This window comes from Actinomadura sp. 6N118 (genome assembly GCF_044326415.1).
GTDB lineage: Bacteria > Actinomycetota > Actinomycetes > Streptosporangiales > Streptosporangiaceae > Spirillospora.
In genome coordinates this window covers 1-11,935 of the sequence record NZ_JBIRAZ010000037.1, presented here as the reverse complement: position 1 = coordinate 11,935, position 11,935 = coordinate 1, and the positions used below count along the sequence as shown (strand labels likewise).

General features: G+C 66.4%; 10 protein-coding genes. 7 read left to right on the top strand and 3 right to left on the bottom strand.

The features are described 5' to 3' along the window. Positions 1 to 129: 129 nt before the first annotated feature. On the bottom strand, positions 130 to 909 hold the full coding sequence (locus tag ACH34W_RS51200) for a hypothetical protein (RefSeq protein ID WP_395968565.1): 780 nt from the start codon (positions 907 to 909) through the stop codon (positions 130 to 132). A 135-nt stretch (positions 910 to 1,044) separates the two neighbouring features. Here ACH34W_RS51200 and ACH34W_RS51195 point away from each other — a divergent pair, with 135 nt between their 5' ends. Next, positions 1,045 to 1,971, top strand: coding sequence for an aldo/keto reductase (locus ACH34W_RS51195; protein ID WP_395968564.1), 927 nt, complete (start codon positions 1,045 to 1,047; stop codon positions 1,969 to 1,971). 7 nt (positions 1,972 to 1,978) lie between these two features. On the opposite strand, the gene ACH34W_RS51190 is transcribed toward ACH34W_RS51195, so the two are convergent. After that, positions 1,979 to 2,641 carry a hypothetical protein gene (locus ACH34W_RS51190; RefSeq protein ID WP_395968563.1) on the bottom strand — a complete coding sequence of 221 codons (663 nt, stop codon included), beginning with the start codon at positions 2,639 to 2,641 and terminating at the stop codon, positions 1,979 to 1,981. 218 nt (positions 2,642 to 2,859) lie between these two features. Between ACH34W_RS51190 and ACH34W_RS51185 the strand changes: the two genes are divergently transcribed. The 4 genes from ACH34W_RS51185 to ACH34W_RS51170 all read left to right on the top strand — a co-directional run bounded on the left by ACH34W_RS51185 (position 2,860) and on the right by ACH34W_RS51170 (position 7,707). Continuing rightward, on the top strand, positions 2,860 to 4,143 hold the full coding sequence (locus ACH34W_RS51185) for a citrate synthase (RefSeq protein ID WP_395968616.1): 1,284 nt from the start codon (positions 2,860 to 2,862) through the stop codon (positions 4,141 to 4,143). Between the two features lie 141 nt (positions 4,144 to 4,284). After that, on the top strand, positions 4,285 to 5,508 hold the full coding sequence (locus ACH34W_RS51180; protein WP_395968562.1) for a cytochrome P450: 1,224 nt from the start codon (positions 4,285 to 4,287) through the stop codon (positions 5,506 to 5,508). Positions 5,509 to 5,694: 186 nt separating this feature from the next. Then, on the top strand, positions 5,695 to 6,600 hold the full coding sequence (locus ACH34W_RS51175) for a hypothetical protein (protein ID WP_395968561.1): 906 nt from the start codon (positions 5,695 to 5,697) through the stop codon (positions 6,598 to 6,600). 438 nt (positions 6,601 to 7,038) lie between these two features. Then, positions 7,039 to 7,707, top strand: a complete 669-nt coding sequence (locus tag ACH34W_RS51170) for a hypothetical protein (RefSeq protein WP_395968560.1) — start codon at positions 7,039 to 7,041, stop codon at positions 7,705 to 7,707. Positions 7,708 to 7,765: 58 nt separating this feature from the next. Here ACH34W_RS51170 and ACH34W_RS51165 read toward each other — a convergent pair whose 3' ends face one another. Further along, positions 7,766 to 8,362 carry a DUF4291 domain-containing protein gene (locus ACH34W_RS51165; RefSeq protein ID WP_395968559.1) on the bottom strand — a complete coding sequence of 199 codons (597 nt, stop codon included), beginning with the start codon at positions 8,360 to 8,362 and terminating at the stop codon, positions 7,766 to 7,768. 465 nt (positions 8,363 to 8,827) lie between these two features. Between ACH34W_RS51165 and ACH34W_RS51160 the strand changes: the two genes are divergently transcribed. Continuing rightward, positions 8,828 to 9,088 carry an amino acid permease gene (locus ACH34W_RS51160; protein ID WP_395968558.1) on the top strand — a complete coding sequence of 87 codons (261 nt, stop codon included), beginning with the start codon at positions 8,828 to 8,830 and terminating at the stop codon, positions 9,086 to 9,088. Positions 9,089 to 9,526: 438 nt separating this feature from the next. After that, positions 9,527 to 11,173 carry an amidohydrolase gene (locus tag ACH34W_RS51155; RefSeq protein WP_395968557.1) on the top strand — a complete coding sequence of 549 codons (1,647 nt, stop codon included), beginning with the start codon at positions 9,527 to 9,529 and terminating at the stop codon, positions 11,171 to 11,173. Positions 11,174 to 11,935: the final 762 nt, after the last annotated feature.

Sequence of the window (11,935 nt, the reverse complement as noted above, 5' to 3'; positions counted from 1 at the left end):
ACTTCAACGGAAAATCAACGCTCGTCGCACCATGTTGTGCCCGATGCACCGTGTTGCGTCCGATGCACCATGTTGCGTCCGCCGACAAGGGCCAGGCGACCGCCGACCTGGGACGGGGTGGTCGCTTGGTTAGGCGGCTTGGTGGGTGGCTCTGGCTGTTATAAGGGCGCGGAGGGTGCGGCCGGCTGCGTACGAGTCAGGCGGGTCCTCGATGGTTCGGTCGACGTAGGCCATACAGCGGAGGAGCCAGCTGCGAAGGGTGTCCTCGATCTGGGTTTCAGTGCGGAGCGCCTTCGCTTGTGCTTTGCGGCGCTGCTCTTCGTGGGCCCGTTCCGTGAGCTTTTCGTCGGCGGCGATTGCGCGTATGTCGGAGAGGGAGAAGCGGCCCAGCTGGTCGGTGGCGAGTGCTCGCTCGCTGGCGACTCTGTTGAACAGGTCCTTCGGCCATCCGAGGATCGTCGCGGCGCCCTTCGCGTCCACGCTGTCAGCGAGGGGGCCCTTGCGGGCGCCGACCACCTCGGTCACGGTCCGCGGGTCGAGGGCGTCGAGATCGCGCAGGAGATAGATGGGATGGGCGCGGTAGCGGCCGATCACGGTGAGCTCGCCGCGCGCGACCAGGATCTCGATGTCGGCGCGGTCGACGTCGAGGGCCACCCGTTCGGCGAGCCGTGCCGCCGCATTGATCGCGCCGATCGGCGGATCTTCCCCGAAGGTGGACCGGATTCGTTCCGTTTGGTCGGCTGACTTCGTGACCTGGGCGGCAGACCAGTTGCGGCCGTCGATCTCGGGTTCGGGAACGATGCCGTGCTCCCGCGCAAGCCGGATCTGCCAGGAGGCAAGGCCGAGCGCGGTGGCGAACTGCCGAAGCCCGTACTCGTTGTGACCAGCGCGGATGATCTGGGAGGGCATGTCCTGCTCCTTCGACGTGGCGGTCTTGACTCAAACGACAGGATCGCTCACGATCCGTGGCGGCAATAGTAGAATCGCGTTCTGTGGATAACTCCGGCTCGACCGCCGGTCTCCGGGTCATGCCAGGCTGGGGGCATGAACGGAGCTGAACGGCTGGCGATCGGGCTTGCGGCGGTTGGCCGCCCCGCGTACATCAATCTCGGACGTACAGCTGAACTACCTGCCGAACGAACCGTGGATGACATGCGCCAAACGACCTGGGACGTACTGGACGCGGCTTATGCGGCTCAGATCCGGTGGGTGGACACGGCCCGGTCGTACGGGCGGGCCGAGGAGTTCCTGGGCGAATGGCTTGCGGAACGTGGCCACACCGACATCACCGTGTCCAGCAAATGGGGCTACGCCTACGTCGGCGAGTGGCGCATGGACGCTCCTGTTCATGAGATCAAGGAGCACAGCCTTGAGCGCTTCGAGGTTCAGTACGGCGAGACCCGGCGGTTCCTCGGCAAGCACCTCGCCCTCCACCAGGTTCATTCGCTGACCACCGACAGCCCATTGTTCGGAGACCGGGCGTTGCAGGCCGCCCTCGCTGGGCTAGCTGCGGAAGGCGTGCGGGTGGGGTTCTCCACGTCCGGGCCTCGCCAGGGCGACACGGTGCTGAAGGCGTTCGAGCTTGAGGTGGACGGGCAACAGGTGTTCACCGCCGTCCAATCGACCTGGAATCTCCTGGAGCCGTCTGCGGCAGGGGCCCTGCGTCAGGCGCATGACGATGCCGGTGCTCTTGTTCTGGTCAAGGAGGCGCTGGCGAACGGCAAACTCGCCGTACAGCCGCCAGAGGAGATCAAAAGGGTGGCTGACCTCCATGAAGTCGGCGCCGACGCAGTGGCGTTGGCCGCTGCCCTACGGCAAGCGTGGGCGGACAGAGTCCTGCTAGGCGCCGTCAGTCCGGCACAGCTGCGCTCCAACCTCGCTGCGCTCTCGCTTGGCGAAGACGAGCTGAACGAGCTGGCCACGCCACCGGAGCGCTACTGGGCTCAACGATCAGCTCTGCCGTGGACGTAGAGGTCTATCAGGCGAGATCTTCGGCCAGGGCAGCCCAGAAGTGGCTCTCGTAGGCATGCAGCATGCGGGCGGCTCGGACGGCTTCCTCTGGGGAGTCCCCAGAGGCCAGGCCGCTGGCGACCACTTCGGTGGCTTGCTCAGCGAAGCCCGGCGGCGGTTCGGCGAAGAAGCGGAAGAAGCCCACCGCCTCCTCGTCCAGGCCATAGCGGCTCCGCAACGCCTCGGCGGTACGCGCGCAATAGGCTCCCCACTCCTCCAGGTTGGCGAGCATGGCCAAGGCCACTTCAGAAGCCGTACCGAAGATCGCGCGCTGGGCGAGGTAGGCCGGATAAGCCTGCGCCAACGGTTTGGGCTCGTAGGCGCTGAGATCTTTCTCACTGATTCCGAGCGCTGCCGCAAAGTCCAGGAGCAAAGCCAGAGCCTCTCCTTCGCCTTGTGCAAGGGCCAGAAAGAGCCCACCGGCAGGCAGTTCCGGATAGCGCGCAGCCAATAGGGAAAAGCTCCGCCGGTCACTGCCGATGATCCGATACTCCTCGCCGGCCAGCCATGCGAGTCGTTCCCTGGGCACCGCACCCGCCTCCAGCAGGTCCAGGAAGCGGTTTTCGCTGGTAGTGGCCGCGATCTCCTCCCGGGAGCGGGCGACAAGTTCGGCTGCGAAGGCGTCGGCCATGCCTCCAGATGAGCACCCCGCGGAGACAAGGTCAACAGGGGCCGGACGCAGGGCCCCTTAGGCGCTGCAGAGTGATCATCGTTCAAGGCGCGTTCTTCACGTTATTCGGCGGTCTCCACCCCCCGCCGTAGCCCGGATCAAACTCATATGATCACCTGGATACGATGAAGGGCGGAATGTCTGCGCAGGTGTGGACGGAGTTGGGAGCGAGCGAGCACATGTCGGATTTCGAGCTCAACCATGCGGGTGGGCGGCTGCCCCTTGAGGTGACGGAGGCCACGGAGGGCCCATCCGGTCTGGGAGTCGGCGCCCTGCTGAAAGAGACCGGTCACGTCACGCTTGATCCAGGCTTCACCAACACTGCCTCCACCACGTCGGCGATCACGTACATCGACGGCGACGCGGGGATTCTGCGCTACCGCGGCTACCCGATCGACCAGCTGGCCGAGAAGGCCTCCTTCCTGGAGGTCGCCTACCTGCTGATCCATGGTGAGCTGCCGGCCCAGGCCGAGTTGGACGACTTCACCGACAACGTCCGGCGCCACACTCTGCTGGACGAGAAGTTCCGGGCGTTCTTCTCGGCGTTCCCGCGCCGGGCACACCCGATGGCGGTGCTGTCGTCCGCCGTGAGCGCGCTGTCCACGTTCTACCAGGACAGCCTGGACCCGTTCGACGCCGAGCAGGTCGAGCGGTCCAGCATCCGGCTCATCGCCAAACTGCCGACGATCGCGGCGTACGCGTACAAGACCTCGATCGGGCAGCCGCTGCTCTACCCGGACAACTCCCTCGGCTACGTCGATAACTTCCTCCGCATGACGTTCGGCCTGCCGACCGAGCCGTACGAGGTCGACCCGGAGATCGTGCGGATCCTCGACATGCTCTTCGTGCTGCACGCCGACCACGAGCAGAACTGCTCCACGTCCACTGTGCGGCTCGTCGGCTCCAGCCACGCCAACCTGTTCTCGTCCATCTCGGCGGGTGTGGACGCGCTGTTCGGTCCGCTGCACGGCGGCGCCAACCAGGCGGTCCTGGAGATGCTCGAGCAGATCCACACCAACGGCGACGACGTCGAGTCGTTCGTGCGCCGTGTCAAGAACAAGGAGCCCGGCGTCAAGCTGATGGGCTTCGGGCACCGCGTCTACAAGAACTACGACCCGCGCGCCGCAGTGGTCAAGAAGGCCACACGTAAGGCCCTCGACCTGCTCGGCAAGCCCGACCCGCTCCTGGACCTGGCGGTACGCCTCGAAGAGGTCGCGCTCAGCGACGACTACTTCGTCGAGCGCAAGCTCTACCCCAACGTCGACTTCTACACCGGCGTCATCTACAAGGCCATGGGCTTCCCGACCAACGCGTTCACCGTGCTGTTCGCGCTCGGCCGGCTTCCCGGGTGGATCGCGCAGTGGCGCGAGATGATGAGCGACCCGGCCACCAAGATCGGCCGTCCGCGCCAGGTGTACGTGGGCGAGAACGAGCGCTCCTACGTCGACATCAACTCTCGTTGATCGCTTAAGCCGCGCGACGCGAGGGCGACCTCGTCAGTCAGGGCCGGGCTCCCAGGGCATCGCCTTGGGGACCCGGCCCTTGGACTATGCCGGGTTAGCCTGTGGGCGGCGGCTGCCCTCTGCGAAAGGCTGTGGACGACGATGCCTCCCCTTGTCGAACCGAAGCTGACCGACCTCGACTTCTGGGCCATGCCACAGTCAGACCGCGATGCGCTGTTCGCCTCCCTCCGTACGGCCAAAGGTCCCGTCTTCTGCCCGCGTCCGGACGGGCCCGGGTTCTACGCGCTGACACGGTACGAACAGGTCACCGAGGCCAGTCGTCATCCGGACGTGTTCAGCTCGGAGCCGACCGCGGTCAGCCTGGTGGACCCGTCGGCGTCGGTCAGCGAGTACGCGGGATCCATGATCAGCCTGGACGATCCCCGGCACGCGCGGCTGCGGCGAATCGTGTCCCGCTCGTTCACCCCGCGCATGATCCAGAAGTTCGCGGACGACGTGTCGGCCCTCGCCGCCCGCATCATCGACGACCTGGTCGAACGCGGCCCATGCGACTTCGTCACCCGGGTCGCGACACCGATGCCGCTGCAGATCATCTGCGCCTTGATGGGCATCCCGGAGTCCGCGTACGACGACGTCATCGACGCGACGAACGCGATTCTCGCCGTCGGCGACCCCGACCACGTCTCCGATGACGGCAAGACTCGCGAGCAGGTCCTGGGCGAGAAGTTCACCATTCTGGACAACCTGATGACCGATCTCGGGCGCCTGCGCCGCGAGAACCCCGCAGACGATCTGGTCACCGCCCTGCTCCATGCGAACGTGGATGGCGAGGCGCTCACCGAACCCGAGCTACGGCGCTTCTTCAGTCTCCTGGTGGTAGCGGGCAATGAGACCACGCGCAACGCCCTCTCACACGCCCTTGCCCTCTTCACCGTCAACCCGGGCCAGCGTTCGCTGCTCCTGACAGATCTGGAGAAGCGCCTGCCGGGAGCGGTTGAGGAGGTCGTGCGTTACGCGACACCCGTCACCTGGATGCGCCGAACCCTCACCCAGGACCACACGCTGAGCGGCCACACGTACCGCGCAGGCGACCGAGTCATCCTCTACTACAACTCGGCCAACCGCGATGAGAGCGTCTTCAAGGATCCGCACACGTTCGACATCACCCGCTCTCCCAACCCGCATCTGGGCTTCGGAGCACCAGGGCCGCACTTCTGCCTGGGAGCCCACCTCGCTCGCCGAGAAGTGACCGTCCTCCTGCGCGAACTCTTCAGGCGCCTGCCCGACATCCACTCCACCGCAGAGCCCGTCCGCCAGCGGGCCAGCTTCATCAACGGCGTGAAGAGCCTGCCCTGCGCGTTCTGAACCGCGCCACCATTCCTTCGCCGCAAACACTGCACCACCGTGAAGCCGACAAAAAGATCACCAGGCTGATCAACTCCTCCCGTCGCAGTAGTTATCCACAGAATCTCGTTCCACTTCCGTCGCGCACGGTCCGGGCCGAGGCTGGACGACGCCGCGCCAGTCCGCCGACGCCCGAGGAGGCCACTCATGCCTGCCACGATCTCCATCACCGTGCCCCCGAAGACCACCACGTGCTTCGTGGTCGCGACCGAACGCGAGCTTGGCGACGCCCGGCTCGCCATGCGACGCCAGCTCGCCGAGCCGTTCGCCGCCGCGGCCAACGAACGACTCAGCACGTCCCGGCTCGCGATCACGAGCTACAGGGCGGCCGACTCGCCCTGGGATCTGACAGGGGCAGCGGCCGCAGACAGAGACGATCACGAGAGCGAGACACGAGCCCGCAAGGCGGTTCACCACGTCGGCGTCACGTCGCTGCTACAGGTCTCCGGCCAGCCGTTCGGCGCCCAGGTGGCCCGCGCCGCCGCCCGCGCGCTTGCCGCCACCATGGCCGGTGTGATCGTCGATCTCAACACCGCCCAGATCCTCCCGCAGGACACACCCGAAAACCCCCGGTTCGCCCTGGCGGACGACTGGCTCGGCGTCTCGCTCCCGCCGGAGGACGAACACTGCTCGGACGGCGACGAGTCCATCGACGGTTGCTCCTGCGTAGAGCTCACGACCCGGGGCCTGCGCCGCTTCGGCCTGCCAGAGCTGCAAATTGCAGGAGTCGCATGCCCACAGGACCTGGCTGCGCTCAACGTCCTGCGCGCGACGGCCCAACGATTAATGCCGATCGGCCAACTACCGGGACCGCAAGTCCTTCCCTCCTACCTGCCGCTAGTGAGCGATGACCTCGCTGGCTTCTGGGGAATCGCCGAGCCACTGTGGGCCGACGGCCCGTTGCCCGTCCAGCTCGCCTCCCTCGGCCCACGCCTCATCAGCATCGGCCCGCCGCCTGAGTTCCAGGGCACCTTGAACGAGTGGCTCTGGGACGAACTCCCACCCGTCATGCACGAACTCCTCGGCTGCACCGCTGATCCCCTCCCCTCCTGAGATCAGCCACCGAAGCCGTCAGAGCCAGCACCCAGTCACCCACCACCTGCAGCGCTGCCCATCGACAAACGGAAGACCAAATCCCCCGAGCATCCAAAAGATGCGAAACAAGTCCGCCAGCAGAAAACCAAGTCGGCTCCACGGGCCGGAACGTTCACCCAGGCCCTGTGGAGCCACCGAACGCACCCAGCCTTTCGCTCCCCCAAATATCGGCCCGGGCGGTCTTGAGGAAGCGGGTGGCTTTCCCCGTCCAGACCCGAGCCCGCACGATGTCACGAAGGGCGCCTCGGGCATCGTGGGCCGTGCCGCTTCAATACCTCGTCGACCGCCAGCACAGATCTTGGACACTCGAGCCAGCCCGGGTACCCCACATCACCAGCGGGGGCGTTGGAGTTTTCTTGGGGTGGTGAGAGCGCGGTACGGCTACGTTCGACTGTCATGGAGCCCGAGGACGTGGCAGGTTCGCTGCAGACCGTGCTGGACGATGTCGCTGCCGAACGCGAAGCTCAGGACCGCCTTTGGGGCGTGCAGGAGTTCCCTGACGGGAGCGGGCCTGAGTATGGCGAACGGGCGGATGAGGCCAAGCGTGATGTCGCTGCCGCTTGGTCTCGGGGCGAGTTGACCTGGAGGCACATTCTCACAGAGGAGTTCTATGAGGCGCTCGCCGAGACTGATTCGGAGCGGCTGCGCATCGAGTTGATCCAGACCGCTGCGGTCGCGGTCAAGTGGGTGCAGTCCCTCGACCGGCGCCGCGGCCTGACGCCTCATCGCACCAAGACGGGTGGCCGGGAGAAGCTGGTCCGCGACCGCATTCCTGAGATCATCCAGGACGCCGGTGGTGGCGCCGCGGCCGTTCGGGCGGCGGAGGAAGGTGAGTACGAGGCGCTGCTGCGCGCGAAGCTCTACGAGGAGGCCGGAGAATATGTAGCCAGCGGAGAGTCCGCCGAGCTTGCCGATCTTCTGGAGGTGCTTTACGCGCTAGCGGCGGTGCACGGCATCAGCCCGGCCGAGCTTGAACGCCAGCGCGCCCAAAAGGCGGGAGAACGTGGAGGCTTCACCCACCGGCTCGTACTGCGCCTGCCAACCGGCGTAAGCGATGGCAAGTGATCATGAGTTGCCCAGGCGGGGCCGGCTCCGTGGCCCCGTAGAAGGCACGCGCATTGCTCTATGGAAGATCGGCTCCGATGCTGTGAGCGAGATCGGGTGACAGGGGATAGACGCGTTCACTGGGGAGGAATGCCTTCGCTTTGGTGGCTTGCCCGTCCTGCAGGAGGCGATGGATCTTTCGCACCAGGGGTGTCCGATCTTCGATGGAGACAATCCAGTCATCCACGTACTGATCGATCACGTGGCGGCTGAGGCCGATCTGGATGCTGCGCGCGTCCAGCGTCGCGCCGCGCAGGCTCCGCTCCGGGTCCCACTGCACGTGGACGACCGACTCCGCGAACCGGGCGCGCCATTCGTCGCTGCTGCGGAAGACACGCCGGTCAGGGTGCGTGGGAACGGCGTGCCCCAGCGCTTCTTCCCAGCCGGTACGGGTGATCCGTACGGCGAGGATCCTTTCTTGGCCTGGCTTCCGGGCCCAGTTGCTGCGGGCCATCAGCCACAGGAACGACGGCTTGATCCAGGTCATGCGGCCACGTGAGAACGGCGGCACGAACCTATCCTGCTCAACCGCCGGACCAGCGATCTCGGGGCGGTACGCCTGATACACCGTGATCGTGTCGCGGTCGTATGTGGCACGGATCTCGTGCGTTCTCATCAGCGGTTCGTCTCCTAGCTCAGACGCACTTACGGTGCCGTCTGGGCCGTTGGGCGATCAACAGGTTTTCGGGATAGGCCACCCCATTCGATTCATCCGTTCCAGCTGATGCTGGCTGAAGATTATTCTTAGCGTGCGCACCCGTGATTGCGGTGGAGACGGCACGTCTGCTTCACGTTGGAGTTGCCGTGGCTAGGGCCGTCAGCGGTTCTGGGTCGGTGGCGATCAGCAAGCGAGGTTTCAGCGCGGTGGGTCTTTGTCCTGGTTCGTTGCCGCCTGAGCTGCTACTTATCGGGCCTGAGACCGGAGGTGGGCATGTTTGTATCCACCGTCTGGCGGCGTACCCGCTTGGACGGGGTAGTTGGGGTTGATCAGCACAACTTTCGGCTGCTCAGTCCGGCGCTGCTCAGTACGGCCTCGGCTATAGGGAGAGCTGGCCGGGGCGCGTCGAGAGCGGCGGCAGGTGTGGCGCACAGGGGCGCGAGCCATGACCGCACCCTGGGGCCGGTCTGGTCGAAGGTGGACGCCCGTTATGGAACGCCAGCCGCCGGAACGATCCTCATCGCGGTGATCGCCGCAGGGATCGCCCTGCTGAGCCTGAGCATCCCCAAGCTCAGCGAGGCCATCCTCGCCGCAGTCAACGCGATCGGCCTGCTGGTGGCGCTTTACTACGGGTTAGCCGCCATCACTTGCGCATGGCGCCAACGGATGGTTCAGCGTCTCTGATTGGCTATGCGATCCTGAGGAATCCGCAGGAATCATCCCGGCTGGATGCCGGGCATGTGCCAATCGTCTTCGTGCCCTGGTGTCGGCAGGCAGAGCCGCCGACCCTCGTGACACGTCCCTCCGGACGCTATCGGCCCAGCCTGCACAGCTATCGGACCGAGGAGGGTGCCCCGCGTCGCCTGGGCACGGGGCGTGCTGATATCGGAAAGCTACAACAGGATCACCATGGGTGACTAAGGAAAGAAGTTAGCCTCGCCTCTCCCGCCGCCATCCTCCTGACAGGCCTGGTGGTCGGCGCGATCGCCAAGTGGCGCCGCCACTCGCCGTGCTTCACCCGTCCGGGCATGGCCACGGCAGAGCCGTTCGTCGCCTCCGCCCCGGTCGCCGACCCCTGAGCCCCTGGCCCCCACACCGCGCCCGATGATTGGAAGTGTTCACGTGACGCACCGACCCGCCGACCTGCTGTTCACCGGCGGTCCCATCATGACCATGGACGCCGCACGTACCTGGGCCAGCAGCCTGGCGGTCCGCGACGGCCGGATCGTCGCGGTCGGCCACGACGAGGTCAAGGACCTCACCGGCCCGCACACCGAGGTCGTCGACCTGCGGGGGCGGCTGCTGCTGCCCGGTTTTCAGGACGCCCACATCCACGCCGTCATGGGCGGGGTCGAACTGGGCCAATGCGACCTGACCGGCACCACCGCCCCGCAGGAGTACGTCCGCCGCATCCGCGCCTATGCCGACGCCCACCCCGGCAGAAAGTGGATCATCGGCAGCGGCTGGTCCATGGAGAGCTTCGAAGGCGGAGTCCCCACCCGGGACCTACTCGACACCGTCGTCCCCGACCGTCCGGTCTATCTCACCAACCGCGACCACCACGGCGCCTGGGTCAACACGCGCGCCCTGGAACTAGCAGGGATCACCGCGGCCACCCCCGATCCGGAAGACGGCCGCATCGAGCGCGACGCCGACGGCACCCCCATCGGCATGCTCCAGGAAGGCGCCATGACCCTGGTCGGCGCGCTCCTGCCCGCCGTGACGCCACAGGAACGCCTCGACGGTCTGCTGCGCGCCCAGCAACTGCTGCACAGCCTTGGCATCACCGCCTGGCAGGACGCTCTGGTCGCCGGTTCGGACGGTTACCCCGACGTCTCGGACGCCTACCTGACGGCCGCCCGCGACGGTCTGCTCACCGCCACGGTGGTCGGCGCCCTGTGGTGGGCACGCGGACGGGGCTCCGAGCAGATCGACGACCTGCTTGAACGCCGTGACCGGCTCACCACGGGCCGGCTGCGCTGCGACACCGTCAAGATCATGCAGGACGGGGTGGCGGAGAACTTCACCGCCGCCATGACCGCCCCCTACCTGGATGCCTGCGGCTGCGCCACCGACAACAGCGGGATCAGCTTCATCGATCCGGCCGCGCTCAAGGAGTACGCCACCTCGCTCGACGCTGTCGGCTTCCAGATGCACTTCCACGCGTTGGGCGACCGGGCCGTCCGCGAGGCACTGGACGCCGTGCAGGCCGCCCGCACGGCCAACGGCCGCCGCGACACCCGCCCCCACCTGGCCCATCTCCAGGTCGTCCACCCCGACGACATCCCCCGCTTCCGGACACTCGGCGCGACCGCCAACATCCAGCCGCTGTGGGCCGCCCACGAACCGCAGATGGACGACCTGACCATCCCGTTTCTGAATCCCGAACGCGTCAGCTGGCAGTACCCGTTCGGCGACCTGCTGCGCGCTGGAGTGACGCTGGCGGCAGGCAGCGACTGGCCCGTCAGCAGCCCCGATCCACTCAAAGGCCTCCATGTCGCCGTCAACCGCATCGTTCCGGGGCACGAGGCCAAGCCCTTCCTGCCCGAGCAGGCCCTGGACCTGACCGCGGCGCTCGCCGCCTACACCGCTGGTGCCGCCTACGTGAACCACCTGGACGACACCGGAAGCCTTCGCCCCAGCAACCGCGCCGACCTGGTCGTCCTGAACCGCAACCCCTTCGAGGGCCCCGCCGAAGCCATCGCCGACACCCACGTCGCACTCACTTATGTGGACGGCACCCGCGTCTACACGGCCCCCGACGCCTGACCATTGGCGCGCTCGTGCGCCTCACCTGGCGCGCTCGTGCACCTCGCTTTCCCAAGGCGCCGCATACCCCTGCTGCGACCCGCTGCTGCGAGGCGGAGATGAGCATTGCCCGTCGCACGTGCATTGAACGCTCCGGAAACGGGACATTGGATGTCTCGCACAGGCATATTTGGCTACGTAGGCCAGAACCGGCAGCGTTTGCTCGTGAGTGTCGGGAGCGGCCAACGTGTGGCGTTCGGCAGCGGAGTCGCCCCGTTTCAAGAGCATCACCGAGAACGGGGCAGGTGCCACGCAGGTCAACGGCCCAGTACGGGGTGCTGCCAGAACTCACCAACACGACACCCGTCTCCGACGGGTGCTCTTACCGCTCGTCGACAAATACTCTCGGTTCTGACCAACAAAGCCAGGCATATTCATGTTTCGCATATGCATTGCCGGACCCGCGCGAACATTGGCTCGTGGAATTGGGCGCCGCGACGTCGGCAGGGCGACTCTGTTTAGCGCCTCAACGTCGGCAGGGCGACTCTGTTTGGCGCCGAGCTGCACAACCTCACGCGCACGCCGGCGCACAACCTCACGCGCACGCCGGCGCACAACCTCACGCGCACGCCGGCGCACAACCTCACGCGCACGCTGGGGAGTGTCTGAAAGATCGTGTGGGTGGGGTGGTGATCCGGAAGGCTGGGAGGTCCCAGCCGGGAAGGATCATCTGTGACCACGCACGAAGACGAGGTAGAGCAGGTCGGGGGCCTGGAGGTGCAG

Excerpts from the sequence above, each read along its gene's own strand:
- ACH34W_RS51200 (WP_395968565.1), bottom strand. The coding sequence starts at position 909 with ATGCCCTCCCAGATCATCCGCGCTGGTCACAACGAGTACGGGCTTCGG.
- ACH34W_RS51195 (WP_395968564.1), top strand. The coding sequence starts at position 1,045 with ATGAACGGAGCTGAACGGCTGGCGATCGGGCTTGCGGCGGTTGGCCGC.
- ACH34W_RS51190 (WP_395968563.1), bottom strand. The coding sequence starts at position 2,641 with ATGGCCGACGCCTTCGCAGCCGAACTTGTCGCCCGCTCCCGGGAGGAG.
- ACH34W_RS51185 (WP_395968616.1), top strand. The coding sequence starts at position 2,860 with ATGTCGGATTTCGAGCTCAACCATGCGGGTGGGCGGCTGCCCCTTGAG.
- ACH34W_RS51180 (WP_395968562.1), top strand. The coding sequence starts at position 4,285 with ATGCCTCCCCTTGTCGAACCGAAGCTGACCGACCTCGACTTCTGGGCC.
- ACH34W_RS51175 (WP_395968561.1), top strand. The coding sequence starts at position 5,695 with ATGCCTGCCACGATCTCCATCACCGTGCCCCCGAAGACCACCACGTGC.
- ACH34W_RS51170 (WP_395968560.1), top strand. The coding sequence starts at position 7,039 with ATGGAGCCCGAGGACGTGGCAGGTTCGCTGCAGACCGTGCTGGACGAT.
- ACH34W_RS51165 (WP_395968559.1), bottom strand. The coding sequence starts at position 8,362 with ATGAGAACGCACGAGATCCGTGCCACATACGACCGCGACACGATCACG.